The sequence below is a fragment of the Thalassovita sp. ABM4_323 genome (genome assembly GCF_056158665.1).
The window spans coordinates 1,857,439-1,882,105 of the sequence record NZ_JBSWTS010000007.1 but is presented as its reverse complement, the minus strand read 5'-3'; the positions used below and the strand labels follow the sequence as shown (position 1 = coordinate 1,882,105).

The 24,667-nt window shown below is 61.6% G+C and carries 25 protein-coding genes; 14 read left to right on the top strand and 11 right to left on the bottom strand.

What is annotated here, in order from left to right; genetic code table 11:
* Window positions 1-44: 44 nt before the first annotated feature.
* The 3 genes from ACXADQ_RS11755 to ACXADQ_RS11745 all read right to left on the bottom strand — a co-directional run bounded on the left by ACXADQ_RS11755 (window position 45) and on the right by ACXADQ_RS11745 (window position 3,367).
* Window positions 45-1,226, bottom strand: coding sequence for an ABC transporter substrate-binding protein (locus ACXADQ_RS11755; protein WP_475320473.1), 1,182 nt, complete (start codon window positions 1,224-1,226; stop codon window positions 45-47).
* 48 nt (window positions 1,227-1,274) lie between these two features.
* Window positions 1,275-2,063 carry a 3-ketoacyl-ACP reductase gene (locus ACXADQ_RS11750; RefSeq protein ID WP_475320472.1) on the bottom strand — a complete coding sequence of 263 codons (789 nt, stop codon included), beginning with the start codon at window positions 2,061-2,063 and terminating at the stop codon, window positions 1,275-1,277.
* A gap of 320 nt (window positions 2,064-2,383) precedes the next feature.
* Window positions 2,384-3,367 carry a helix-turn-helix domain-containing protein gene (locus tag ACXADQ_RS11745; protein ID WP_475320471.1) on the bottom strand — a complete coding sequence of 328 codons (984 nt, stop codon included), beginning with the start codon at window positions 3,365-3,367 and terminating at the stop codon, window positions 2,384-2,386.
* 414 nt (window positions 3,368-3,781) lie between these two features.
* Here ACXADQ_RS11745 and ACXADQ_RS11740 point away from each other — a divergent pair, with 414 nt between their 5' ends.
* From ACXADQ_RS11740 to ACXADQ_RS11725, 4 genes are all read left to right on the top strand, one after another.
* Window positions 3,782-4,585, top strand: coding sequence for a FadR/GntR family transcriptional regulator (locus ACXADQ_RS11740; protein WP_475320470.1), 804 nt, complete (start codon window positions 3,782-3,784; stop codon window positions 4,583-4,585).
* A gap of 482 nt (window positions 4,586-5,067) precedes the next feature.
* Window positions 5,068-5,568, top strand: a complete 501-nt coding sequence (locus tag ACXADQ_RS11735; protein WP_475320469.1) for a flavin reductase family protein — start codon at window positions 5,068-5,070, stop codon at window positions 5,566-5,568.
* A 96-nt stretch (window positions 5,569-5,664) separates the two neighbouring features.
* Window positions 5,665-6,822, top strand: a complete 1,158-nt coding sequence (locus ACXADQ_RS11730; protein WP_475320468.1) for an ANL family adenylate-forming protein — start codon at window positions 5,665-5,667, stop codon at window positions 6,820-6,822.
* Window positions 6,819-7,919 (top strand): thiolase family protein, encoded by a 1,101-nt coding sequence (locus ACXADQ_RS11725; protein WP_475320467.1) that lies wholly within the window; start codon window positions 6,819-6,821, stop codon window positions 7,917-7,919. Before ACXADQ_RS11730 ends, ACXADQ_RS11725 begins: the two co-directional genes overlap by 4 nt.
* Here ACXADQ_RS11725 and ACXADQ_RS11720 read toward each other — a convergent pair.
* Complete coding sequence (locus ACXADQ_RS11720; RefSeq protein WP_475320466.1) at window positions 7,916-8,590, bottom strand: nitroreductase; 675 nt, start codon at window positions 8,588-8,590, stop codon at window positions 7,916-7,918. The genes ACXADQ_RS11725 and ACXADQ_RS11720 overlap by 4 nt on opposite strands.
* A 273-nt stretch (window positions 8,591-8,863) precedes the next feature.
* Between ACXADQ_RS11720 and ACXADQ_RS11715 the strand changes: the two genes are divergently transcribed.
* From ACXADQ_RS11715 to ACXADQ_RS11705, 3 genes are all read left to right on the top strand, one after another.
* Complete coding sequence (locus ACXADQ_RS11715; protein WP_475320465.1) at window positions 8,864-9,871, top strand: ABC transporter substrate-binding protein; 1,008 nt, start codon at window positions 8,864-8,866, stop codon at window positions 9,869-9,871.
* Between the two features lie 67 nt (window positions 9,872-9,938).
* Window positions 9,939-10,826 (top strand): ABC transporter permease, encoded by an 888-nt coding sequence (locus ACXADQ_RS11710; protein WP_475320464.1) that lies wholly within the window; start codon window positions 9,939-9,941, stop codon window positions 10,824-10,826.
* Window positions 10,783-11,838: a quaternary amine ABC transporter ATP-binding protein gene (locus ACXADQ_RS11705; protein ID WP_475320463.1), complete on the top strand. Its 1,056-nt coding sequence runs from the start codon at window positions 10,783-10,785 to the stop codon at window positions 11,836-11,838. Before ACXADQ_RS11710 ends, ACXADQ_RS11705 begins: the two co-directional genes overlap by 44 nt.
* 55 nt (window positions 11,839-11,893) lie before the next feature.
* On the opposite strand, the gene ACXADQ_RS11700 is transcribed toward ACXADQ_RS11705, so the two are convergent.
* A complete protein-coding gene (locus tag ACXADQ_RS11700; protein ID WP_475320462.1) occupies window positions 11,894-12,679 on the bottom strand; it encodes an IclR family transcriptional regulator in 786 nt (261 codons plus the stop codon).
* Between the two features lie 141 nt (window positions 12,680-12,820).
* Between ACXADQ_RS11700 and ACXADQ_RS11695 the strand changes: the two genes are divergently transcribed.
* The 7 genes from ACXADQ_RS11695 (at window position 12,821) to ACXADQ_RS11665 (ending at window position 19,143) form a co-directional block, all read left to right on the top strand.
* Window positions 12,821-13,609: an HpcH/HpaI aldolase family protein gene (locus tag ACXADQ_RS11695; RefSeq protein WP_475320461.1), complete on the top strand. Its 789-nt coding sequence runs from the start codon at window positions 12,821-12,823 to the stop codon at window positions 13,607-13,609.
* Entirely contained in the window at window positions 13,602-14,519 is a 918-nt protein-coding gene (locus tag ACXADQ_RS11690; protein WP_475320460.1) for a cupin domain-containing protein, read from the top strand. The genes ACXADQ_RS11695 and ACXADQ_RS11690 overlap by 8 nt, the downstream gene beginning before the upstream one ends.
* Window positions 14,520-14,522: 3 nt before the next feature.
* Window positions 14,523-15,434, top strand: coding sequence for a DUF6282 family protein (locus ACXADQ_RS11685; RefSeq protein WP_475320459.1), 912 nt, complete (start codon window positions 14,523-14,525; stop codon window positions 15,432-15,434).
* 62 nt (window positions 15,435-15,496) lie between these two features.
* Window positions 15,497-16,492, top strand: coding sequence for a TRAP transporter substrate-binding protein (locus ACXADQ_RS11680; protein WP_475320458.1), 996 nt, complete (start codon window positions 15,497-15,499; stop codon window positions 16,490-16,492).
* A 56-nt stretch (window positions 16,493-16,548) separates the two neighbouring features.
* Window positions 16,549-17,133, top strand: coding sequence for a TRAP transporter small permease (locus tag ACXADQ_RS11675; RefSeq protein WP_475320457.1), 585 nt, complete (start codon window positions 16,549-16,551; stop codon window positions 17,131-17,133).
* Window positions 17,133-18,404, top strand: coding sequence for a TRAP transporter large permease (locus ACXADQ_RS11670; RefSeq protein WP_475320456.1), 1,272 nt, complete (start codon window positions 17,133-17,135; stop codon window positions 18,402-18,404). Before ACXADQ_RS11675 ends, ACXADQ_RS11670 begins: the two co-directional genes overlap by 1 nt.
* Window positions 18,405-18,414: 10 nt before the next feature.
* Window positions 18,415-19,143: an NAD(P)H-dependent oxidoreductase gene (locus tag ACXADQ_RS11665; RefSeq protein WP_475320455.1), complete on the top strand. Its 729-nt coding sequence runs from the start codon at window positions 18,415-18,417 to the stop codon at window positions 19,141-19,143.
* A gap of 17 nt (window positions 19,144-19,160) precedes the next feature.
* Here ACXADQ_RS11665 and ACXADQ_RS11660 read toward each other — a convergent pair whose 3' ends face one another.
* The 6 genes from ACXADQ_RS11660 to ACXADQ_RS11635 all read right to left on the bottom strand — a co-directional run bounded on the left by ACXADQ_RS11660 (window position 19,161) and on the right by ACXADQ_RS11635 (window position 24,643).
* On the bottom strand, window positions 19,161-20,213 hold the full coding sequence (locus tag ACXADQ_RS11660; RefSeq protein ID WP_475320454.1) for a heme-dependent oxidative N-demethylase family protein: 1,053 nt from the start codon (window positions 20,211-20,213) through the stop codon (window positions 19,161-19,163).
* A gap of 9 nt (window positions 20,214-20,222) precedes the next feature.
* Window positions 20,223-21,170: a PDR/VanB family oxidoreductase gene (locus ACXADQ_RS11655; RefSeq protein ID WP_475320453.1), complete on the bottom strand. Its 948-nt coding sequence runs from the start codon at window positions 21,168-21,170 to the stop codon at window positions 20,223-20,225.
* A complete protein-coding gene (locus tag ACXADQ_RS11650) occupies window positions 21,167-21,769 on the bottom strand; it encodes a dimethylamine monooxygenase subunit DmmA family protein (RefSeq protein ID WP_475320452.1) in 603 nt (200 codons plus the stop codon). Before ACXADQ_RS11650 ends, ACXADQ_RS11655 begins: the two co-directional genes overlap by 4 nt.
* 88 nt (window positions 21,770-21,857) lie before the next feature.
* Window positions 21,858-22,991, bottom strand: coding sequence for an aminomethyl transferase family protein (locus ACXADQ_RS11645; protein WP_475320451.1), 1,134 nt, complete (start codon window positions 22,989-22,991; stop codon window positions 21,858-21,860).
* A 69-nt stretch (window positions 22,992-23,060) separates the two neighbouring features.
* Entirely contained in the window at window positions 23,061-23,237 is a 177-nt protein-coding gene (locus ACXADQ_RS11640) for a hypothetical protein (protein ID WP_475320450.1), read from the bottom strand.
* 26 nt (window positions 23,238-23,263) lie between these two features.
* A complete protein-coding gene (locus tag ACXADQ_RS11635) occupies window positions 23,264-24,643 on the bottom strand; it encodes an ammonium transporter (RefSeq protein ID WP_475320449.1) in 1,380 nt (459 codons plus the stop codon).
* Window positions 24,644-24,667: the final 24 nt, after the last annotated feature.

Genomic DNA, 24,667 nt, shown 5'->3' with positions numbered 1-24,667 from the left:
AACCGGAGGCAGGCGCGATTGCCTGCCCCCGGCCCAGCGTTGATTTAGTTGGCGGCGGGAACGTCCAGCCACTCGGGCGTTACAACTTCCCAGGCACCAGCGTTCAGCTTGACCACTTTGGTGGCACGCATCGGACCATCCGTGGCACCTTTACCGAACAGGTAGGGACCTGCTGCGATCGAATAGGTGACGGGGTCCATCTTGCGCAGCGCGCTTGCAACGGCGTCGCGGGTGACTTCACCGTCGATGCCTGCGATCACATCGGTGATCACACGACCGGCCAGATACCCACCTTGCGAGAAGGCGCTGGGGGCCAGACCTGCTTTGGTCACCAGGTTCAACCAGTCAGCGTTGGCTTCGTTTTGCAGGGTGTAGGGCTCCCACTCGGTTCCGACATAGATCGGCTGGGGCGAGTCCTTGAGGGCCGAGGCCACACCTTCGGTATAGCCCGAGGCCAGGAACACCCAGTCGATGCCCGAAATGCCCTGCGCGTCCGCGGTGTTGATCCACTGCACGATGCCCGGCTCGACCTGGTTGGTGAACACGGCGTCACAGCCTTCGTCACGCGCTCGGATCAGATAGGGGGTCAGGTCGCCCTGAACCGGCAGGGTCATGTCCAGAACCTTCAGCTTGCCGCCGGTGATTTTCTCCCAGTCGGTCAGCGCGTTTTCCATGGCTTCACGCCAGCCACCGATCACATAGTTGAAGGCACAGACGTTTTTCGCGCCCAGTTCTTCGCTTGCGTAATACAGCATCGCAGTGGACAGCGCGTAGGGTCCAGGGTGGACGGGCGCAACCGAGGGCGAGCTGTAGCAAACCGGATCAACACCCAGGCCCGAAACGCTCAGCACGTTCGAGCGCTGGTACAGGGCGGCGTTCACACCGCAATCCAGCAGGCTGGCGCTGCCGACCATGGCCACAACTTCGTTGTTATCGATCAGGTTCCGCGCGGCCTGGGTGGCCACCAGCGGATCACCGCGGTCGTCGGCCATTTCATAGGCGATCTGACAGCCGTTGATGCCGCCCGATTCATTCAGCATATCGAAATAAGCTGCGGTGGTTTTCGGGCCGGCCGAGAAATCGACAGGGCCGGTCACGGTCGAAACCGAGCCGATCTGGATCGGGCCGTCGGCACAGGTGGGGCCTGCTTGGGCTGCGCCCGCCATGGCCATCAGGCCAAGACCGGCAACCGCGCCGTAGCCGATGTTTTTCTTAATGTTTTTCATAGGTTTCCTCTCCCTTATTGGTGATTTTCAGGTGTTCAACTCGTTCGGTCAAGCCGTCCGAATGCCATAACCGCCGTCGACATAGACGGGGTGTGCGACGGTGAAGGGCAGCTCTCCGGCGGCCAGAGTGGCCACGCTGCGCCCGACATCTTGTTCCTCGCCCCAGCGGTTCTGGGGAACGTGCCCGGCGGCGATATGGGCCTCGATGGCCTCGGTGGGCGAGCCCTCGCCCTCGGTCGTCATCGCGGTCCGGATAAAGCCCGGGCGGACCTCGTGGACATGGATGCCCTGCTCGGCCAAAGTCAGGGCGAACAGGCTCGACACCATCGAAAGTGCCGCCTTGGAAATGCAGTATTCGGGGATCGCAACCGACACGTGGTTCGCGGCAATCGAGGTGATAAAGATCATCGAGCGATAGGCATCCGTCTTGCCCGCTGCGACCATCAGACGGGCCACGGCCTGCGCCAGGAAAAATGTGCCCCGCAGGTTGATTCCAGTATTGAAATCATAGGCTTCGGGGCTGATGGTCAGCACATCACTCAGCGCCAACGGGGCCACACCAGCGTTATTCACCAGGCAATCAATGCCCCCGAACGCGTCCCAGGCGGCCTGCGCCAGATCTGCATGACCGTCGATATTTGACACGTCGCCTTGCAGGAACTTCGCCTGAGCACCGGCAGCCTGCAAATCGGCCATGGTCTGCTGGGCGGTTTCGTCTTCATGCAGGTCAATTACGACCAGATCAAAGCCGCGCTCGGCCAAGGCCATCGCACATCCGCGCCCCAGCCCCTGACGTCCGCCGGTCACCACCGCTACGGGCCGTTTATTCGTTTCCATTGCCGCACCCTCCCTTCGGTAATCGCGACGGGCAGGACCGCGCGGCCCGCCCTATCGCAAAGGGTCTGGCGCCGGGGCATTTGTCTGGCTTCGCAACATCCCGCAGGACACATACAAAGGCTTTGGCGCGTTTCCCTAAATGAACCTTACGCAAGCCAGACTGCGGGCTTTGACACTGCGGGCACTAATAATTTGCAAGACCGGCGCAGCGAAAACACCGTTTTTGCACAGTTGCGCAAACGCCGAGTGGCAGGACGCACAAAAGAAAACGGGCCCGCTGGAAGGGCCCGTTTTTGTTCGCTTTTTCAGAAGGTCTTCGGTCAATTGATCCGCTTCTGACCTGCGCCTTTTTGCGATAGCAGATCCCGGGGCGAATGCCCGAAATGCGCTTTGAACGCACGATTGAAGCTGGAGATGTTGGTGAAGCCGACGGAATAGGCGATCTCGCAGATCAGTTGCTGGCCACCATTCTGGCGCTCCAGTTCCATGCGGCACAGCTCCAGGCGGCGCTGGCGGACCCACCGCATAGGCGACGTGCCCTCGGCGGCGAAAATCTCGGACAGATAGCGAGCGCTGATCCCGATGCCTTGTGCAATCCGGGCGGGGTTCAGTTCATCATCATGGATGTGCTCTTCGATGAATTCCTGCGCGCGTTCCAGGATCTTGCGCCGCCCACGGGTCGAGGACAGACGCTCTTCGCCCAGGTTGGTGTTCACGACCTCGCCCAGAAAGCTCAGCAGGGAATGCGAGAAGATCCGCGCGCTGCGCTCAGTCAGGTCGTTTTTGTTCGAAATTGCCCCGTACATCATTTGTTTGGCGACCTGGCCCAGGCCGCTTTTGGCATCCAATGCGCGCCCCAAAACATCGTCCACGGAAATCGCATGCGCCGTCAGCAGTTTGGTCGGCATCCGCAGCCACAGCGCGTCCAGAGTATCGGACATCGCGATTTCGTATTCTTCATTGGTGTTCAGCAGGGTCAACTGGTTGGGCTTGATTTCAAACCCCTGCCCGAATCGGCGCACCTCAACCCCCCCGACCAGCGGCAAGCACGCAAAATAATGACCGTCATCCTCAGAGGACATGTGGCGCTCCAGACGGCGCGACACGCTTTCGTTGGCGGTGTGTTTCGAGCGGATCAGCGACAGATCCCCCAGCGGGGTGAACACAAACTGCGCTCTGGCCTCTTTCGACCAGTTCAGATCCACACGCGTAAAGATCGACCCAACGATATCGGGGTCAAACGAGCGCATGTTGACAACAGAGGTCGCGATTTTTCCTTCGGCTCTACCGACGTGAACGTTCATGGCCTCTCCTCCCTGGCACGATGTCTTTCCGATACGACCCGATGGCGTCCTCCACGCCGACTGATCGCCACTTACAATCTTAGCCTTCTGCATCCGATCCGATTTTCGGCGCTCTGCCAAGAGCCCCCTCGCGATTCCGACAAGATTTCACGAGAAGAGCTTGACCTTATCTATATCATGTAGGATTGTCGGACAATAGGAAAACGTGAAGCTGTTTTGCAGAGGAGGGCAAAGGGGCGCACGCGCGAGGAGAGGTTTTTCCAATTTAAATTCAGATAGTTATCTGCATTTTACCTGTTTCGCGCCCGAAAACCCCCTTGCCTGACCTGGCCGACGGCTTCATTCAAGATGACGAAAATGGGCCCTTATGGCGGATCAATAATTCGGCGGGGCCACAAGAGAAAGTGAACGATCGTGGCCGCCACGCCCCCAAAATCTGCGTCGACTCTGACCAATCTCAAGCTGGAGCCCGGCTATAAGCGTGTGGCCAACGCCATCGAGGCGCAGATCATCGCCGGACAGCTGAAAGCTGGCGAGCTGCTGCCGACCGAAACCGATCTGGCCGAGATCCTGGGGGTGCACCGCTCGACCGTGCGCGAGGGCATCCGATCCCTGGAAAACGCTGGGCTGGTGCAGCGCGGTGCAGGCAAACGTCTGCGGGTTTCCACGCCGGATATGTCCGCCGTGGGCGCGGATGTGACCCGGGCGCTTGGGCTGAAACAGGTCAGTTTCTTCGAGCTGTGGGAAATGCAGATGTTGCTGGAGCCCTATGCGGCGAACCTGGCGGCGCAACGCATTTCCCGATCGCTTTTGTCCGACCTTCAGGACAACGTCGCCAATCTGCGCGCCAATCTGCATGACGATGACTATGTTGTTAGAAATGATACAGAATTTCACCAGATGATCGCCGAAGCCGCACAGAATGCGGCCCTGTCGATCTCGTCCGCACCGATCAGTGCTTTGCTGTTTTCGGCCACGGTGAACCTGTATTCCAGCGTGCCCCAGGCGCGCCACCGTTTGCTGGAATCGCACGAAGCCATTCTGTCCGCGATCAGCGAAAAAGACGCCGAAACCGCCGAGGAATGGATGGCCCGCCACATCCGAGATTTCCACCGCGGATATGTGATCTCGGGCGTGGGTGTGCATGAACCGATCGCGCTGGATCCGCGCGCGATGGGCTTTGTAAAGGTTGATCAGGGGCGCACGGTGGCGCCCTGACGCCCGCATCGGTGATAAACCTAACCGATATCCGCCCCGCGCACCGAATGGGTCCCGCTACCTGCGGTGCTGCCGGTCTTGCCCACCCCGGCAACGATCAAATCATTGGGGGTCCGTGAGTGATGGGCACTCCGGGGTGGGCCGTTCGGCGCAGTGCACCTGATTGTGTTACGCAGCAGCGCGGCGGTTCCGTCGCACGCCATCCGTTTTTTCTGAAGAAAGTGCAAAACCCGCTATGACGGCTGAGTTCTTTTTGCCCGGCCAGAGGTTAATGTTCCGTTTATGGACACGGACCTCACCCGTTGTTTGGCCCCTAGAACAGTTCCGCCGAACCCTGTCAAAATCAGGGCACAATGCTTCCATGCTTCGGCCCTGAAAACCGTGTAGGGCTAGGGCGAGACGGGCCATGCCACGGCGGTTTTCGATGTCGCGGCAGGCCCACTGCAACGCAAAACCCGACGCTGAATGGAAAGACCCCTCAGATGCCCAAGCAGACCAAGCCCCTAAATCCGCGCGCTTTTCGCGACGCCTGTGGGACCTTTGCAACGGGTGTCACGGTGATCACGACCCGGACAGAGGATGGCGACCACGGGATGACGGCGAACGCGTTCATGTCTGTTTCGCTGGACCCCGCCCTGGTGACGGTCTCGATCGACAAGCAAAGCCGTATGCTAAGCAAACTGCGCCAGTCGGGCCAGTACGCGGTGAATATCTTGTCCGAGACAATGCAGGCCACAGCGTTGCATTTCGCCGGACGCCCGAGCCCTGGTTTTCGTCCGATCCTGGGCCAGCGTTCGGGTCAACCCGTCTTAGCAGACTGTGCGGCCGTGTTCCTAACCGAGGTGGTGCAAGAGGTCGAGGTCGGCGATCATGTCCTGTTCATCGGGCAGGTGAGCGAATTCGAATGCGACGCCACCCAATCGCCCTTGTTGTTCAGCGCCGGTCAGTTTCGCCATCTGCCAACGCAAGCCGCGGCCGAGTAGTACCAAACCGATTGGCCGCATGTGCAAATCAATGGTACGACAGGGGCGCTGGCCCATGGCCAGAGCGAATACTTCCCAATGGCAAGGCTGACCTGCGTGGCGACTGAAACCGCAACTTTTCAAATAGATCCGCGCAGCCGGGTGCGAGGCCCCAGGGCCGAGTCGCTGGCCCCGTTGCTCGAGGGTTTGCAACAGGGACATTCGATCCTGACCCGCCTGGGCAAACCCATCCAAACGCGCGCCGAACCGGTGCAACGCCTGTATGTACAAACCTCGGGCAGCAGCGGCGCTCCGAAAACCATCCGCCGCCAGCCGCACAGCTGGATCCGCAGCTTTCAGCTGGCGGCTAGCCATTTTGGAAGCCTCCCCACCGATACCTATGCGATTTTGGGGGATATTGGCCATTCCCTGACCCTGTTTGCCGCGATGGAGGCCCTGCATCTGGGCGCGGATCTGGTCTGTCTGTCTGGTCTGCACCCGCGCGCGCAGCTGCGAGGCCTGCAAACGCACGGGGTCACAACAGTTTATGCAACGCCCACCCAATTGCGGCTGCTCCTAGGCTCCGGTGAGGCCGATCCGATCCTGCCAGAGCTTACGCGGGTGTTCGTCGGGGGCGGGTCGTTGGACGCGCCCCTGCGCGCGGCGCTTGCAGCGGCAATCCCCAGTGCCTCGATTCGGGAATTCTTCGGGGCCAGCGAAACCAGCTTTATTACGATGGCGGATGCCACGACCCCGGCCGGATCGGTGGGCAAGGCCTATCCCGGTGTCTCTCTGCGGGTCGCCGCCCCGTTTGAAACCTCCGAGATCTGGGTCCGCTCGCCCTACCTGTTCGAGGGGTACGACCAGGGCGAAACACCAGACACGCGTTGGGATCAGGCCTATCTGTCCGTCGGCGAGCTGGGATATCTGGACGACAAAGGCAACCTGTATCTGCGCGGGCGCAAATCGCGGATGGTCACGGTGGCCGATCAAAATGTGTTCCCGGACGCGGTGGAACGCGTGCTTTTGCAGGACCCCTCGGTTCTGCATGCCGCGGTTCTGACAGTACCGGACGCCCAGCGCGGGCACGCATTGGTGGCGTTTGTCCAGCCCAAGGGCAGCTTGACTCTTGGGGACCTGCGCCGAAGGTGCCGCGCGGAATTGGGACATGCCGCAGTCCCCCGTCACATTGTCGAGCTCGCGCAAATGCCCCTGTTGCCTGCCGGGAAACCCGATCTTCAGGCGCTGGCATCCCGCCTGTCGGAGTCGACATGACCTGCTCGGTGCTGATCGCCGCCCGACGCAGCCCGATTGCGCCGCGCAATGGGGCGTTGTCACATTTGCTCGCGCACGAACTGGCCGCGCCGGTGATCCAGGCCGCGCTGGCCGATTGCGGCGTCGCACCGGATCAGGTCGACGAACTGATCCTGTCCAATGCTTTGGGCGCCGGAGGCAACCCGGCGCGGGTCTCGGCCCTGGCCGCCGGTTTGCCGGATCGTGTTGCAGGCCTGACGATCGACCGACAATGCGCGGGCGGGCTGGATGCGCTGATGCTGGCGGATGCGTTGGTGCGGTCAGGCCAGCACCAGATCGTGATCGCTGGCGGCGTCGAAAGCTATTCCCGCCGCCCCCTTCGCGCCCACACTTTTGCCGATGGACGCGCCCCCGAACCCTATGATCAGGCGCCGTTCACCCCCTGGCCTGACCGCGATCCGAACATGGCCGATGCAGCGGACCGGCTGGCGCAATCGCAGAACATTGATCGCGAAACCCAAGACGCCTGGGCCATCCGAAGCCATCAAAAGGCGATGCAGTCCAAGCGCGATCTGGGCATCCTTCCCCTTTGCGGCGTGAACTCCGATCCGTTCACCCGAAACCTGACCCCGCGCCATTGCGCGCGCGTGCCGCAGGTATCAGGCTCGATCACAGCGGCAAATATGGCGGTTGCAGCGGATGCGGCTGCGGTCGTTGTTGTGGCCTCGGCGCAGACCGCAAATGCCCTGGGCCTAAAGGGCGTTCGGATCCTTGGCGGGCAAACCATCGGCGGCGACCCTAAACTGCCCGGTCTGGCGCCCGTGGCGGCGGTACAGTCGGTCTTGCAACAGACCAACCTGCGCGCAACCGACATCCAAACCGCTGAAATCATGGAGGCTTTTGCCGTTCAGACCATTGCCTGTCAGCGTGGTGCGGGCTTGTCGCCCGATATCGTCAATCCCGACGGAGGCGCCCTGGCGCGCGGTCACCCAATTGGGGCCTCGGGCGCGGTTCTGGCCGTGCATTTGTTCCATCAGCTGTCGCAAAACGCGGGCCATGGGTTGGCCGCCATCGCCGCCGCCGGAGGGCTGGGCACCGCCCTATTGTTGCGTGGCTAATCGAAACCGCGAAAGCTGGTGAATTCCGAAAGCTCGGCCCGTTCGGTGCGAAACTGGTTCACTGGCGCGTCCCGGTCCGGGTGCCCCAAAGCCACGCCACACACGACCAGTTCGTTCTTGGGCAGCGCCAGATGTTGATGCACGACTGAACCATAATTCGCCAGAGCCCCAATCCCCGTCGCGCCCAAACCCTTGCTTTGGGCGGCCAGCAATAGCGACATCAACGCCATGCCCAGATCCATGAAACATCCCTTGCCCATCGACCGCTCGATGGTCACCACAATCCCGACGGGCGCGCCGAAAAACGCATAGTTTCGGGCAAACTGGTCGCGTCGGCCCTGCACGTCGCGCCGCGCGATCCCCAAGGCCTGATACAACGCATATCCCGCCGCACGCTGGCGGGATTTCAGCGTCGAGGGCATCGGACGCGGGAAATAGGAATACTCGGATTCGATCGCAGCGCCCTCTTGAACTGCCTGCATCAAACGCCCGCTCAGCCCCGCCAAGGCCGCACCAGCAAGCACATGGAATTTGCCTGGTTGCAGGTTCGCCCCGCTGGGCGCGCGGCGCGCAAGGGTGCAGATTTCTTCGATCTGCTGGCGGCTTACCGGCTGATCTGTGAACGCCCGGACAGAGTGGCGTTGCGCGGTCAGTGTATCAAAATCGATCATGCCCGCGCTATATCACGCAAACAGATGGCGGTGAATGGTGCCCGCCAAGCCCTTGCCAAACAATTGCAAATTTTCGCCTTCCCCTAGGTAAGCCCGGGGTTGTCCTTTACATCTGCTTCCTCGCATGTTGTCCTTCTCTCGCAGCTCGGAGCAGTGACGCTTACACTCAAAAGTCGATACATCCGGGAAATCAGCCGCGAGGGCTGGTGACTGGCCGTGACCCCGAAGATCCGCGGCCCGCAAAGTCGAAAAGATCTGGGAGGAAATCCTCTGATGAATACGAAACTGAAATGCGCCCTCGGCGCCAGCGTTTTTGCCTTGATGGGTGGGCAAGCGATGGCCTCGGATTGTGGGTCGATTTCGATTGCTGAAATGAACTGGGCCTCGGCCGAGATGATGGCCAATGTGGATGCCATTATCCTGGAAGAGGGCTATGGCTGTGATGTCGAACTGGTGCCCGGCGCCACGCAGACCACCTTTGCCTCGATGTCGGAAAAAGGTCAGCCCGATGTTGCGCCCGAGCTGTGGATCAACGCCGTGCGCGTGCCCCTGGATGCCGCCATGAAAGAAGGCACCATGCTGTCGCTGAACAGCGGCCCGATCACCGATCTGGGCGAGGGTTGGTGGATCACCCCCGCGTTCGCGGCCGAACACCCCGAGCTGAACACCGTTGAAAAGGTTCTGGAACGCCCCGATCTGTTCCCTCACACCGAAGACGCCAGCAAAGGCGCCTTTGTCGGCTGTCCGGCGGGCTGGGGTTGTCAGCTGTCCAACGCCAACCTGTTCCGCGCCTTCGACATGGAGGCCAAGGGCTGGATTCTGGTCGATCCCGGCTCGGCTGCAGGTCTGGACGGGTCCATGGCCAAAGCCGCAGAACGGGGTGAGCCCTGGTTTGGTTATTACTGGTCGCCGACCTCGATGATCGGCAAATACGACATGGTCAAACTGCCATGGGAAGCAGCCTGGGGCGGATCGGATAACTGGGACAACTGCATCGTGAAGCCTGAGCAAGACTGCGCCGACCCGCAGCCGACCTCGTACACAGAATCCGAGGTCCACAGCATCGTGACGGACGATTTCGTCGCCAAAGCAGGCCCCGCCAAGGCCTATTTTGAAAAGCGCGTGTTCCCCGGCGCCGTGATGAACACGATGTTGGTCTTCATGACGGAAAACCAGGCGACAGGCGAAGATGCGGCCTTTGAATTCCTGGCCCAGCACCCGGATGTCTGGACCCAATGGGTTCCGGCGGATGTGGCGGCCAAGATCAAAGACGCCCTGTAAGTCTCTTACCTTCGCAAAGGCCCGCGCTCTACCGCGCGGGCCTTTCGCATAACAAAAGGAGAGAACCATGTCGTTCTTTACCGAATTCCCGTCTTTGGGCCGCGCCGATCTAAGTGCGCTGCGCCGCGGGATCGATGGCAGCTTTCGCGAATTCACCCGCAGCTGGGGCGAGGCGATCGAAGCCTTCTTTGACCCTCTTTTGAAATTCCTGGTCTGGTTTGAAAAGGTGCTGCAAGCCACCCCCTGGCCGATCATCATCCTGGTCATCGCGGGCCTGGCCTGGGCCGGATCGCGCTCGTGGAAAATCACCCTGGGCAGCGTTCTGGCCTTTCTGGCCATCGGCTATCTGGGCATGTGGGAGGACACGATGTCCACCCTGGCGATCATATCCGTGGCAACGCTGGTCTGTATCGTAGTCGGCATCCCGCTGGGCATCCTGATGGCACGGTTTGACCGCGCCCAATCCATCATCACGCCAATACTGGACGTGATGCAGACCATCCCAAGTTTCGTCTATCTGATCCCGGTGGTGATGCTGCTGGGCATCGGCAAGGTGCCCGGTCTGCTGGCCGTGTGCATCTATGCGCTGCCACCGCTGGTGCGCCTGACCAATCTGGGCATCCGGCTGGTCGACAAATCGGTGATGGAGGCCGCCGAGGCCTTTGGCGCCTCGAACCGTGAAAAACTGTTCGGCGTTCAGATTCCCCTGGCTCTGCCCAACATCTTTGCGGGCATCAACCAGACGATCATGATGGCGCTGTCCATGGTGGTTATCGCCTCGATGATCGGTGTTCAGGGTCTGGGCGTGCCGGTGCTGCGCGCGATTTCCAACCAGTATCTGGCGCTGGGTCTGATGAACGGTTTGGCCATCGTGGCACTGGCCATCATCTTTGACCGGGTCAGCCAAACCTATGGCAAACGCCTGCAATCTTACCGGGAGGTCGGACGTGACTGAGACGAAGATCGCAATCAAAAACCTGTACAAGATCTTTGGCCCCTCGCCCAAATCCGCTCTGAAAAAGGTGCAGGGCGGCATGGGCAAAGAGGAGCTGCTGGATCAAACCGGCCATGTGTTGGGCCTGTCCGACATCACGCTGGACATCCCTGCCAACAAGCTTCAGGTGATCATGGGTTTGTCCGGGTCCGGCAAATCCACGCTGATCCGGCACCTCAACCGCCTGATCGAACCCACCGCGGGCGAAATCTGGGTGGATGGCGAGGATGTGATGGCCATGGGCCAAAACAGCCTGCGCGACCTGCGCCGGTTCAAGATGTCGATGGTGTTCCAGAACTTCGCCCTGTTGCCGCACCGCAAGGTGTTGGAAAACGTGGTCTACGGGCTGGGCATTCAGGGCGTTGATGAGGCCGAAGCATCAAAACGCGCGGCCCATTGGCTGGAACGCGTGGGGCTGGCGGGCTACGAGGATTACTATCCCGGTCAATTGTCAGGCGGCATGCAACAACGTGTGGGGCTGGCCCGCGCGCTGGCCACGGATGCGGATATCCTGCTGATGGACGAGGCATTCTCGGCGCTTGATCCGCTGATCCGCACGGACATGCAATCCATCCTGCTGGAGCTGCAAACCGAGCTGCACAAAACCATCGTCTTCATCACCCACGATCTGGACGAGGCCATGCGGATTGGCGATTCCATTGCCATTCTGCGCGACGGCAAGCTGGTGCAATCGGGCGACGGACAGGACATCGTGCTGCACCCGGCCGATGACTACATCACCGAATTCACCCGCGAAATCAATCGCGGCAAGGTGATCCGAATGCGCGCGCTGCAACAGCCCTGCAACGGGCAGACCCCAACCGGAGAGCCCCTCAGCGCCGCGACCGTGCTGGCCGACGCATTGCCGAAACTGGCCGCCTCGGAAGAGGGCGAATTACCGGTGGTGTGCGAAGAGGGAAAAGTGACCGGCAAGGTCTGTCTGGATGATGCCGTCGCCGCGCTAAGCGCCTAAGCCGGACAGCCGACCTCATACCAAGGGGCGTCGCGGCATCGCGGCGCCCTTTTTGTCAGCCCATATACCCCAATGCCGCCGAGACCTCGGCCGCGGCCAGTTTCACCGCGGCGACCTGATCCGCATCAGGGGGCGTGCCGATGAACTGGGTCAGGCTGACAATGGCCAGGGTGCCCGCCAATTCGCCCTCGGCGCCGTAAATCGGACAGGCCAGCGCATTCAGCCCCAACATCGCCTCGTTTGGGGCCGTGGCCCAGCCCTGTCGAGAAATCTGCGCAATGTGGTCTCGTAATTCGTCGGCATCCGCAATCGAATGCGCGGTCGGCACGGGCAGGTTTTGCGACAGGATTTGCTCGCGTTTCGAGGCCTCCATTGTGGCCAACGCCACCTTGCCCTGCGCTGAATTGGTAAAGCCCAGCAATGACCCGGGGCGCACGCCAACCTCGATCTGCATAGTGCCCGGAACGGTTTGCAGGATCCGGATACCCTCGTCTTCGATTTGCGCCAGGCTGGCCGCCTGCCCGGTCGTGTCCCGCAGCTTGCGCATCGGTTCCTGCGCGACCCCGGCCAGATCCGCAGAATCCGAGGCAGCCTTGCCCAGAGCGATCAACCGACTGCCGATCCTGTATCGCTCTGTGATCGGGGATTGCTGGATATAGCCCATATTCACCAGCGTCCGCAGATGGCGATAGATTCGGCTTTTCGTCGTCCCCAATGCCGCAGCCAGCGCAGTCACACCCATGTCGGCCTGGGCACCCGCCAGGGTTTCCAGAACATTCAGGGCCAGCTCAACGCTTTGAATATTATCTGTTTTTTCTTGGGCTTGGCTCACTTTGGGCACCTCATCACTCCTTGAACTATTAGCCGGTTTTGGGGGCTGAAACAAGCAATCCAGCCGGTGCTTGACAGGCCCCACTATATCCGCTTACGTTTCGTTAGCAAGAAAGTTGTTTCATTCTACGAAACACTTAGGGAGAAGAAAGTGACCAACCCCACGCCCAGCTTCCGAGACAAATTCCTGGCCCAAGATCGTCTGTTCGGGACCTTCCTGAAGATCCCCGCCAGCATGCCCGCCGAGATTCTGGGTAGCCTGGGCTATGATTTCGTGGTGGTGGATGAAGAGCATTCCCCCTTTAATCGCGAGACCACCGATCTGATCGTTCTGGCCTGCCGCGCTGTGGGGATCGGCGCGGTTGTGCGGGTCCAAAGCGCGGACCCGGCGGGCATTCTGTCGGTGCTGGACTGTGGGGCCGATGGCATTCTGGTGCCCCATGTGACCGACGCCGACACGGCCCGCGCCATTGTGGCCGCTGCGCGCTATCGCGGCGGAAACCGCGGTTTTGCCCCGACCACCCGGGCTGGCACTTTCGGCGCGGATGACACCACCACTCACATCACCAAGCAAGACGCCCGCGCCACCGTCATCGCCATGATCGAGGACCCCAAGGCCGTCGAGAATATCGACGACATCCTGTCCGTCGACGGGCTGGACGGAGTGTTCATCGGGCGCGGAGACCTTTCGGTGGCCTATGGCGATTACGACGGTTCGACCGGAGTCGTCGCCAAGGTCACCGCCCGTGTGCAGGCCGCCGCAAAAGCCAAGGGCAAGACTGTCGCAATCCTCCCCGGGGGGCCAGAAGACGCGGCCGCTCGGGCGGCAGACGGTGCCTCGGTCTTCATCCTCTCCTCGGACCAGGGCTTTTTGCGCGCGGCCGCCAAGGGCGCCCGAGATTCCATTTCCAAAGCCGTGAAAGGACACGCCGATGTATGACAAATCCGATCCGCGTGCTGCGTTGGCCACGGCCTCGAAATCCATGTTGGGCGTGCCCGGATTGGTGGCCGAACCGCAAGAGGCGTATTTCTATAAAGAGCCCCCTCAGATCGACGACGAAACCGGCCAGACCTGGTTGACGCGCAGCCATAACTTCATCGTTGCACTGACCCAGGCCACTCCCGGCGCGCAGTTCATCCGGCAAGATCAGCCTGACGAATATGCTGTGCTGTTGCCTGAATACGGCGCCACGATCGAATGGAATGGCACCCGGACCGAGGCCGCTGGAAACTCGCTGACCTTTGTACCACCCGGCGACAGCACTGTGACCTTGCCCTCTGGCGGGCAACTGGTCCGGCTGTTTTCCGTGAACTCAACCGATCTGGCCGAGGCCTGCGCCAATGCCCGAGGATACGACGCCCCGCGCACGCATATCCCCGATTTCCAGCCCTGGCCTGCCCCCAAGGACGGATGGAAAATTCGCACCTATGATCTGGACATCGCCCCCCAAGAGGGCCGCTTTGGCCGGATCTTCCGCTGCACGACATTGATGGTGAACGTGTTGTACCCGTTTGACGGGCCACGGGATCCGTCCAAAATGTCGCCGCATCACCATGACGATTTTGAACAAGTGTCGCTGGCGCTGAGCGGCGCGTTCACTCATTACCTGCGCTGGCACTGGACGCCCGACATGGCCGACTGGCGCCCGGACGCGGCGATCGAGATGGGCGCGCCCTCGGTCCTGGTGATCCCGCCCCCCGTTATCCACACCACCCGCGCCACCGGCGAAGGATCGAACCTGCTGGTCGATATCTTTGGACCGCCGCGCGAGGATTTCTCGCTCAAACCCGGCTGGGTGCTGAACGCAGACGATTACCCCATGCCGCAACCGGCAGATCAGGAGGCCTAACCCATGAACGATATGACCGATACCAGCCGCGCCGCCGAGGTGGCCGAACTGCTGAAGGGCGCGATTGACCTGCATTGCCATTCCGGCCCCGCAGCGATGCCGCGCATTCTGGACCACCACGAGGCCCTGCTGGACGCCGCCGAGGCGGGCTTTCGCGCGGTGCTGTATAAGGACCACTTCTATCTGGGCGTGGCCCATTGCGTGATGCTGGAAAAACTGGTGCCGGACACCGGCGTGAACCTGTATTCGGGCGTCGCGCTGAACAACGCCAGCGGCGGCATTAACCCCTATGCGGTAGAGCACGCGGCGGCCATTGGCGGCAAAATCGTCTGGCTACCCACCCTGTCCGCGCAAAACCATCTGGATCAGGCCTCGGGGGCGGCGGCGACCTTCCCCAAAACGGCGATGAAGATGATGGACCCGATCGGCCTGTCCGGTCTGGACGCCAATGGCGAGGTTCTGGACGATCTGAAGAAGTGTCTGGATATCATCGCGGGCGCTGACATGATCCTGGCCGGGGGCCACCTGCCCGCCCACGAGCTGATCAAGGTCTTTGAAGAGGCCCGCGCGCGCGGGGTCACCAAGATGCTGGTGAACCATCCGACCTATGTGGTGAACGCCACCGATGACGACATCCGCGCCATGGTCGAACTGGGCGCAGTGATGGAGCATTCAATCTGCATGTTCATCGAAGGCGGCGCTAAGTGTTTCGATGAAAACGACCTGCAACATGTCATCGAGGTTGCGGGCGTGGACAACACCATTCTGTCCTCGGATCTGGGCCTGCGCGGCTCGCCCCGCCCGATCGAGGGCTTCCGCCAAATCGTGTCGATGCTGCTGGATCTACAGGTCAGCCAAGACGACATCCGCAAACTGATTTCCACCAATGCAGCAAAAATGCTGAACCTGGAGTAAACTGTTCCCGGGCTTGGGTCCGGGATCCAACACCACCTGAGATCTCAAGGGAGGAGACTCGCATGATCACTCGTAGAACCCTGTTGCAAACCACCGCCGCCATGGGCGCGACCCTGGCGATGCCCCACGTGGCCCGCGCCGCCAGCAAGCGCATTCGCATGGCCCATGGTGCCAATGAAATCCACCCCGGCCACCGTTTGGCCACCAGCTTTGCCGAGAACCTGGAAAAGCTGATGCCGGGCGCCTTTAACGTGCAGATTTTCCCCAACCGCCAGCTGGGCGGGGACAAACAGGTGCTCGAGGCCACCGTTGCGGGCAGCCTGGACATGTCCGCCGTGTCGGGCGTGCTGTTCCCGTTGGTTACGGGCCGTCAGGCGATGAATGCCTGGCAATTGCCCTTCCTGGTGAAGGACTATGACCACTTTGGCGAACTGGCCCTGGGGCCCGTTGGACAGAAGATCCTAGACGATCTGGCCCCTGCTGGCATCAAAGGTCTGGCCACTGCGGACACCGGCCAGCGTCACTTCTTGTCGGTGAAAAAGCCCGTCCACTCGATCCCCGATCTGGCCGGTCTGAAAACCCGCATCGTGCCCGTGCCGCTGCACAAGCAAATCTGGGAAACCCTGGGCACCGCCCCCGCTGGCCTGCCTTACGGCGAGATTTACGGCGCGCTGGAAACCGGTGTGATTGACGCGGTCGAGATCAACATCTCGTCCATGCTGGGCGAAAACCTGTGGGAGGTGGGCAAGAACTTTACCCTGACCGGCCACTATCCGTGGCACATGGCCACCATCATGTCCGAAGCCTACTGGAACGGCCTGAATGCCGAAGAACAGGCCGCCGTCACCGAAGCGGGCCGCCTGTCGGTGTCCGACACGCTGGCCTATGCCAAGGAACAGGATGCCTCGGGGCGGGCCGAGCTGGCCGCCAAGGGTGTCGAGGTGATCGAGCTGGACGATCTGGACGCGATGCGCGCCAAGGTCGCGGGCGTGACCACCGAATGGTCGGCCAAGGATCCGCTGATCGCGGAACTCGTTTCAGCCGCCACCATGGCCTAAGCTGACAGGGGCAGCGCGTCGCCCACCGGCGCGGGGCCCCATCCATAGGAGCGCGCATGTCCACCCTATCCACATTCCTGACCCCTTTTGCCCGGGCCTATCTGGCGGTGATCCGCATCGGGGCGGGGCTGAGCATGGCGCTGATCACCGTCATCATGGTGGTGCAGGTCTTTGCCCGCTACGTGCTGGGTGACAGTCTGATCTGGGCCGAAGAGCTGTGCCGTTACCTGTTGATATGGCAGACTTTTCTGGTTCTGGGCGTGGCCTACAGCCGTGGCGACTTCGTGTCGCTGGACTTCGTGCCCGACATGTTGAACGCCCGCGGCGAATGGGTTTTGCGCGCGGTGATGGCCGTTCCGATCCTGGTATTTCTGTGGCTGATGGCGATGCTGGGGGCCGACTATGCCGCGCGCTTTGATCGCCAGACCATCCCCGCCGTTGATTTCATCTGGGAATCCCTGTTCGGCCAGCCTTTGGGCCTGTCGATCAAGTATGTCTACTATGCCGTTACCGTGGGTTTGTTGCTGATGGCGGTGCATGTGGTGGCTGACGTGGTCCTGCGGTTCCGCCCCCAATTCCTGGGTCAGGGCGACGTGGCCCCGTTCCGCCTGTTCCAAAACGACGAAGGGCCCGACGCCTGATGGGAAGCTTTTTCACCTTATTCGCGCTGCTGCTGGCCAGTGGTATCCCGATTGCCTTGGCGCTGGGTCTGGGCGGCACGGCCTATCTGTACCTGTCTGACAATGCGATGATGGCGCCGATGCTGCCGCAACGGATGATCGCGGGGATTGACCAGTTCGTGCTGTTGACGATCCCGTTGTTCCTGTTGGCCGGCGCGCTGATGAATGTAGGCGGTGTGACCGACCGGATCGTGAATTTCGCCCGCGCCATGGTTGGCCATCGCCGAGGCGGCATGTCCTCGGTCTCGATCCTGTCATCGGGGTTCTTTGCGGGCATTTCCGGCAGTGCCACCGCCGAGGCCTCGGCGCTTGGCACCATCCTGATCCCCACCATGTCGCGCCAGGGGATGCCCCCGGCCTATGCGGCGGCGCTGATCGCGGTCAGCTCGGTCATGGGGCCGATCATTCCGCCCTCGATCACAATGATCATCTATGGCGTGCTGTCCGGGGCCTCGATCGGGCAGCTATTCCTGGCGGGGGTCGTTCCCGGCATCGCCATCGCAACCGGCTTGCTGACCTATGGCACCTGGCGCGCCAAGCGCGAAGGCTTTCCAGTGACGCCGAAAATGACCGGTCGCGAGCGTCTGGCCGCCACTCGGCGCACCCTGCCCGCGCTGATTCTGCCGCTGATCATCCTGGTTGGAATCAAGGCCGGGATCTTCACCCCGACCGAGGCCGCCGCCGTGGCCGTGGCCTATGCGCTGCTGATCGGCTTTATCTACCGCGATCTCACGGCCGAGCGCGTTTGGAAAGCGCTGATTGCCACCGCGCTGGTGTCGGCCTCGATCCTGTTCATCACCTCGATGGCCAGCATCGTCAGCTTTGTTTTCACGCTGGAACAGGTCCCCACCCGCATCGCCGAGCTGATGCTGGCAATCACCGACGAACCTCTGCTGATCCTGTTGTTGTTGAACATCTTTCTGCTGATACTGGGCATGTTCCTGGAGCCGATCTCGATCCTGATCCTGACCATGCCAATCCTGTTGAAAATGCAGGCGTTGATCGGGATGGACCCGGTGCATTTCGGCACGGTGGTGGTGCTGAACGTGGTGATCGGCATGGCCACACCGCCCGTGGGGATACTGCTGTTCATCGCCTCGGCCATATCCGGCGAGCCAGTCACCCGCGTGATCCGCGAGGCGCTGCCGCTGGTGGCGATCTGCCTGGGCGTGTTGGCCCTGATCGCGCTGATCCCGCAGCTGACGCTGTTCATTCCGCGCTCTGTTTTCTGAGGACCGACTGATGACCGATAAACGCAATGTGCTGATCGTCTTGGCCCATCCGGATAAGGCCTCGTTCAACCACGCGATGGCCGGGGCCGCTGCGGATGCCCTGCGCGCGGCGGGGCATGAGGTGACGATCTCGGATCTGGCAAGCGAGGGATTTCGCGCGGATCTGGGCCCGCAGGACATGACCCCGATCGAGGGCGCGGACGAGTTTCACATTCAGGCCGAGCAAGCCAACGCCGCCCGCACCCACGGCTTCGCCCCCGATATTGCCCGCGAACAGGCCCGCGTGGCCGCCGCCGACAACATCATCCTGCAATTTCCCATGTGGTGGGGCGGTCCCCCTGCCCTGTTGAAAGGCTGGGCGGACCGGGTTTTGGCCTATGGCTTTGCTTATGTGGATGGACGGCGTTTTGACACCGGGCTGTTTCAGGGGCGCCGCGCCATGCTGAGCGTCACAACCGGCGGAACGCCCGAACGGTTCTCGCCCCAAGGCGTCTATGGCCCCATCGGCCCGCTGTTGATGCCTATGCAGCGGCTGACGCTGGAATATATGGGCTTTGCGGTGGACCAACCCTATATCGCCCATGGCGTTCCGCGCACCGATGACTCGGACCGGCGCGCCCATATGGAGCGCTTTGCCCAGGCCGCGCTGGACATGGCCGCGAAACCCGTCGCCCCGACGGACGCGTGGCGCACCGCGCTGGACGAGGTGCCCGAGGGCGCCTGGGCACGCAAGGCCTGACGCCACCGGACTGTTGGTTACTTTCCGTTCGCGTCGGGATAGATGCCCTTGGACGTTTCGACCCCGTCATCAAAGCCGGACAGATAGTCAAGGATCATGGGGCGGTTGACGGCAAAGCCCTTGTACTCGGCCAGTTCGTCCGGCAGATCGCGGATCACCCGGTGGAACCGGCGCGCCCATTTGGGCACGCTAACCAGATCCTCGAGCGAGATCAGATAACAGCGGATCGGAAAGGCCAACCCGTTCGAGCGCGGCAAGCGCCAGAAGGTTTGCAGCTCGACCCGCAGATACTGTTTCTGGCCCACGTTTTCCGGCGTCACCGTCCGTTTCTCGGGCCCCCATTTGTGATAGTTTTCCGGGCTGGTATCCAGGCGCGGGTTCACCGTCATGGTCCAGTTCAGGCGGCGCATCGGGTTGCCCTGCTGCATGGCCAGCAGGAACTTCAGCGCACGTTGGAACACGCCCATTTCATGCGCCTTGGGCACCGGCGCGTGCCATTCAAAGAAGTTCATGCCGATGTCGAAATCCAGGCTCCAGTCCGCCTGGCTGGTCACCATCCCCGCATCCAGCCACAGGTTGCCATCGCGTTGATCCAGCACCGCGAAATCGCCCTGAGCCTGACGCGTGATATATTCCATCGGGCCGCACGGCAGCGTGGTCGGATCCAGAAAGGTGAACCGCTGATCAATGCCCAAGGGTTTGTTGATCCAGTGCCAGCGATTACCGTCTTTGTGCAGCTCGAACAGGTCGGGATAATCCTCGGCCTTGCAGGTCATGATCAGCTCCAACAGGTCCCAGCCCGCCAGATCCATATGCGGCAGCGACTGACACCGAAGCGGGTCCTCGGTCAGGGTGATCTCGCGATCGCGCATTTCGCTGACATAGTGTTCATCCACGTCAAAGCGCACGTCAAACGGGGTGCCGCCGGGGCCACCTGCATGGGGCTCCATGTTGACCGAGTACATATAATCGTCGCGATCAAACGGGAACGGAAACCGCGCCACGGCGGCGGGCGTGTTGTGATAGGTGTAGTCGTCGCGAAAGGTTTCGTCGTTGAATTGCAGGGTCATCTGGGCCTCTTATTTCTCAAGGATCAGCTCTTGCCCGACAAAGCGGGACACGCAGGGCATGATTTTCTGTTGGGCTGATTTTTCGGAGTCTTCCAGCCAGTGATCGTGGTGTTCGATACGTCCGTGGCAGGATTTCACCCCGGTTTCGCAGCGCCCGCAGGCACCCCCGCGACAGGACCAGTCAATGTCAATCTCGGCGCGTTCCAGGGCCTCTAGCAGGCTTTCATGCGCGCCCACGGTGATGGTCTGGCCGGTGCTGGCGAGGGTCACGTCAAAGGGCTGACCGGGTGGCGGGGCCAGAAACGCCTCGGCATGCAACATGTCCCCCGGCCAGTTCAGCCGCGCGGCGGTTTCATCCACGGCGGCGATCAGACCTTCGGGGCCGCAGGTGTAGACATGGGTGCCGACGGGTTGCCCAGACAGGATCGCGCCCAGGTCCATCCGGTTGCCCTCGTCCGAGATATGGACGTTGATCTGCGGCAGATCGGGCAACATCGACAGGCCGGCCGCCTCGGCACGCGAGCGCGCGGCATAGTGCAGCTCGAACGGGATTTGCAGGCGCAGAATTTGTTTCAGCTGCGCGACAAAGGGCGTGATGCCGATCCCGCCCGCGATCAGCACATGTTTGCGCGCCCGCAGGTCCAGCGCGAACAGGTTCAGCGGAGTAGAAACGCGCATCACATCACCCGCAGCCACCTGCGTGTGCATGAATTTTGACCCGCCGCGCCCGCCATCCTCGCGCCGAACGGCGATTTCATATCCCGACCCGTCCAGCGGGTCCGAGATCAGGGAATAAGCGTTGCGGCGCAGGGTTTCGCCATCGGGCATCTCCACCACCACATGGGCACCGCCAGAAAACAGCGGCAGGGGCTTGCCCTCGGGGTCTTCGAACCGGAACCGGGTGACAAGCGGGGTCAGCTGGTCAACGGCGGCAACGCGCAGCATTTGGCTGATCATGGTTGAATCTCCTCTGTTGCGGGGATGACGCCGGGGGTTTCAGCATCCACGCAGACGCCCTGAAACACGCCCAAACGGCGGGAAAAATGATCGCGTACGAACAGGGTCAGCCCGCAATGAGAACAGATGAAAGGATCCGTGGTGACGTTTTCGGTGATGCCTTTGCAATGCACGCATTGCATGGGACGCGCGATCGAGCCGTGATGCTCGGCCTGAATGGCCCCGGTCGGAAACCCCAACGAGGCCGCAAGCGCGCTGGCCCGCCCGATCATGCCTTCGGTGCCCGCCAGGTACAGCTGCGTGCCCATTTGTGCGTCACTTAGCGCCTTGGTCAGGCGTTCCTGCGCGGCGTCCAGCGTGGGGGCCTGATGGAAAAACCGGGGCTGCAAATCCTGCAGCGCGGCCCCGTGATCGCAGCCCGCAGGCACGTAAATCACATGCGCCTTGTCCATGACCGAGGCATCGCGCCCCGCAAGGTCAATCAAGGCCTCGGCCCCAGGGCCCTGGGCCAGCATGATCGCGGGCGTGGCCCCATGAGATTGCAGCTCGGTATAGACCGGGCGGCTGAGGATCGAGGGTGAGAATTCGGTTCTTGGCATATCGCGTCCCTGTCTTTCCCTGTCGGCGGGGTTGAATTGGAGGGCGAGGCAAGCACCTGCCTCGCCCGGGTTTGGCCAAGGTAAGGGGTCAACCCTTGGCCGTGCGGCGCAGCTTGTCCACGTCGTAGAACGGCATGGGATGGGCAATGGCCGCGATCTCGCCGTCCGGATTCTGGACGGTCAGGGCGGTGCCTTCGACGGCGCAATCCACCGGCATGCGGGCGATCCCGACGTTGTGCTCGTTCAGCGGAGAATACATGCCCACGGTCACGACACCGACCTGAACGCCGTCTTTCAACAGCGGCGCGCCCTCGGCAGCGGGGTCCGTGCCCTCTAGTTTGACGCCGTAGATCTTGAAGCGTTCCTTGCCCTTCAGACGGTAATGTTCCTCGGCGCCGCGGAACCCGGTTTTGCCGGGGGACACGGTGAAATCCAGACCCAGTTCCCACAGCGTGTCGCCGCAGGCTTCGTCCTCGAACGGGTACATTTCCGAGTTGTCATAGGGGAAGAACAGCAGATAGCTTTCGGCGCGCAGCAGGTCCAGCGTGGTAAAGCGGGTGGGCAGGATGCCCATCTCGGCGCCCTCGGCCACGATCTGATCCCAGATTTCAACAACGTCCTGACGGCGGCAGAAAATTTCATACCCACGCTCGCCGGTATACCCGGTGCGCGAGATCATCACCGGCTTGCCAAACAGCGTGGTCTGGATGTGGCTGAAATAGACCACGTCGCGGATGCCCGGCACGTGCTTTTCCAGATAATCCACGGCCAGCGGACCCTGCAACGAGATATCATGCAGATCATCGTCAAACAGGATGGTGACATTGCGCCCGGTCGCGGCCATGGTCAGCTGTTCATGCCCCGCGCCCGAGCCATGCACGACCATAAAGCTGTGCGGCCCCATGCGATAGATCACGCAGTCATCCACGAACTTGCCCGCGTCGTTCAGCATGCAGGCATAGGTGGACCGGCCGGGTTTCAGCTTTTCGATGTTGCGCGTGGTGGCGCGGTCGATGACGTGGCTGGCATGCGGGCCAATGATGTGGACCTTTTTCAGGCCCGACACGTCCATGATGCCGGCCTTGGTGCGGATGGCCAGGTATTCCTCGGTCTGGTCCTTGTCGTAGGACCACGCGGTGCCCATGCCGCTCCAGTCCTCAAGATCCGAGCCCATGGCCCGGTGCCGGTCGGCCAGTGCCGAAAATCTCCATGATGCGGTCATTGCGTTTCCTTCGCGTTTCTTTGGATGTCTTGGGAGCGCGGGCGATACAGGCCGCCCGCGCCGGTTGGCTTAGCTGTCTTTGGACACAGCGTCGTAGGCGTGTTTTTCGTGTTTCCACCCGCCGACGACGGCCGCGATTACCAGGGCCAGCGACACGAGGATCCACAGCCATTCCGCGCTGCCATAGCCGGTGTAAACCGCGCCTGTGATCCCGTCCCAGGTTGTTGCTTCAAAAGGGGCTTCCATTGGATATTCCTTTCTTTTTCAGTAAGTTACTCAGCGGGCGAAACGCTGGGATGCAGGGCTTCGGGATAGGCCGAGGCAGGCACTTTGGCCTTGTCCAGACCCAGGATTTCGGCCTCGGCAGGGACACGCAGCTGGCCGGTGACTTTCAACAGCAGCGACACCAGGTAGCCGGGAACAAAGCCCAGCAAGCCCATCACGATGGCGCCAACCAGCTGGCCGACGAACGAAATCGTCACAACGTCTTCGCCAAACAGTGCGGGATAGCCCTGGGCGGCGATGCCCACAGCGATCAGGCCCCACATGCCTAGGAAACCGTGCACTGCAAAGGCGCCAACCGCGTCGTCGATCCCGGCTTTTTCAACCAGCGAGGCGACGAAGGGCATCATCACAGCGCCCAGGAAACCGATGGCAAAGGCCATGGGCGGGTACCACAGGTCCAGACCGGCGGCGCAGGAAATGATCCCGCCCAGCGCGCCCGACATCATCCAGAACGGATCGCGGGTCACCATCCAGGCACCAATGATGCCACCGGCAAAGCCCATCAGGGTATTGAAGGTCATGCCCGAGATGGTCATTGGCGTGCCATAGATGGTGGCCTCGGCGGTGGCCGACCAGCTCCAGGCTTCGCCCGGAACGATGACGCAGCCCATCAGGAAGCCCCAGAACCCGGCGATGATCAGCATCAGGCCAATCAGGGTCATCGGCATCGAGTGGCCCGCGATCTGGTTGGCGCTGCCATCGGCGTTGAACTTGCCGACCCTCGGCCCCAGGTTGATCAGAACACCCAAGGTGAAGAAACCCGCGATCATGTGCACAACACCAGCTGCGCCGAAGTCATGATAGCCGAACTTGGTGACCAGCCAGCCATCGGCATGCCAGCCCCAGGCGCCTGCCAGGATCCAGACGAAAGCGCCCAGAATGACGGCCAGCACGATAAAGCCGGTCAGCTTGATCCGTTCGATCACACCGCCCGACATGATGGATGCGGTGGTGGCCGCGAACAGCACGAACGCGCCCCAGAACACGCCCGAGGCGCGGTCATCCAGGTTGGGACCCATATACTGGCTGCTGGGCAGGGCGACGTCATTGGCATAGGCCAGACCGGAAATGCCCATGGCGCCCTCGGACAGGCTCAGGCCCGTGGGGAAGGCCCAGTAGATCCACCAGCCGACATAGTAGAAAAACGGGATGATCATGGCGAAGGCCAGGATGTTCTTGATCCCCGAGGCCAGCGCGTTTTTCGATCGCGAAGCCCCCATTTCATAGGCCAGGAATCCCGCATGGATCAGCACCATGAGGGGGATGGTTAAGTAATAGAAAGTTTCGGAAAAGGTCGTGCCGGTGCCGGCCGCCTTTGCCTTGAGTTCAGCGACTGTCGCCGCCAGGTTTGCAAGCTCCTGTTCCACGTCTTGACTCCTTGTTGGGTTAAA

Excerpts from the sequence above, each read along its gene's own strand:
- ACXADQ_RS11755 (WP_475320473.1), bottom strand. The coding sequence starts at position 1,226 with ATGAAAAACATTAAGAAAAACATCGGCTACGGCGCGGTTGCCGGTCTT.
- ACXADQ_RS11750 (WP_475320472.1), bottom strand. The coding sequence starts at position 2,063 with ATGGAAACGAATAAACGGCCCGTAGCGGTGGTGACCGGCGGACGTCAG.
- ACXADQ_RS11745 (WP_475320471.1), bottom strand. The coding sequence starts at position 3,367 with ATGAACGTTCACGTCGGTAGAGCCGAAGGAAAAATCGCGACCTCTGTT.
- ACXADQ_RS11735 (WP_475320469.1), top strand. The coding sequence starts at position 5,068 with ATGCCCAAGCAGACCAAGCCCCTAAATCCGCGCGCTTTTCGCGACGCC.
- ACXADQ_RS11725 (WP_475320467.1), top strand. The coding sequence starts at position 6,819 with ATGACCTGCTCGGTGCTGATCGCCGCCCGACGCAGCCCGATTGCGCCG.
- ACXADQ_RS11720 (WP_475320466.1), bottom strand. The coding sequence starts at position 8,590 with ATGATCGATTTTGATACACTGACCGCGCAACGCCACTCTGTCCGGGCG.
- ACXADQ_RS11715 (WP_475320465.1), top strand. The coding sequence starts at position 8,864 with ATGAATACGAAACTGAAATGCGCCCTCGGCGCCAGCGTTTTTGCCTTG.
- ACXADQ_RS11710 (WP_475320464.1), top strand. The coding sequence starts at position 9,939 with ATGTCGTTCTTTACCGAATTCCCGTCTTTGGGCCGCGCCGATCTAAGT.
- ACXADQ_RS11705 (WP_475320463.1), top strand. The coding sequence starts at position 10,783 with ATGGCAAACGCCTGCAATCTTACCGGGAGGTCGGACGTGACTGAGACG.
- ACXADQ_RS11690 (WP_475320460.1), top strand. The coding sequence starts at position 13,602 with ATGTATGACAAATCCGATCCGCGTGCTGCGTTGGCCACGGCCTCGAAA.
- ACXADQ_RS11685 (WP_475320459.1), top strand. The coding sequence starts at position 14,523 with ATGAACGATATGACCGATACCAGCCGCGCCGCCGAGGTGGCCGAACTG.
- ACXADQ_RS11680 (WP_475320458.1), top strand. The coding sequence starts at position 15,497 with ATGATCACTCGTAGAACCCTGTTGCAAACCACCGCCGCCATGGGCGCG.
- ACXADQ_RS11675 (WP_475320457.1), top strand. The coding sequence starts at position 16,549 with ATGTCCACCCTATCCACATTCCTGACCCCTTTTGCCCGGGCCTATCTG.
- ACXADQ_RS11670 (WP_475320456.1), top strand. The coding sequence starts at position 17,133 with ATGGGAAGCTTTTTCACCTTATTCGCGCTGCTGCTGGCCAGTGGTATC.
- ACXADQ_RS11665 (WP_475320455.1), top strand. The coding sequence starts at position 18,415 with ATGACCGATAAACGCAATGTGCTGATCGTCTTGGCCCATCCGGATAAG.
- ACXADQ_RS11660 (WP_475320454.1), bottom strand. The coding sequence starts at position 20,213 with ATGACCCTGCAATTCAACGACGAAACCTTTCGCGACGACTACACCTAT.
- ACXADQ_RS11655 (WP_475320453.1), bottom strand. The coding sequence starts at position 21,170 with ATGATCAGCCAAATGCTGCGCGTTGCCGCCGTTGACCAGCTGACCCCG.
- ACXADQ_RS11650 (WP_475320452.1), bottom strand. The coding sequence starts at position 21,769 with ATGCCAAGAACCGAATTCTCACCCTCGATCCTCAGCCGCCCGGTCTAT.
- ACXADQ_RS11645 (WP_475320451.1), bottom strand. The coding sequence starts at position 22,991 with ATGACCGCATCATGGAGATTTTCGGCACTGGCCGACCGGCACCGGGCC.
- ACXADQ_RS11640 (WP_475320450.1), bottom strand. The coding sequence starts at position 23,237 with ATGGAAGCCCCTTTTGAAGCAACAACCTGGGACGGGATCACAGGCGCG.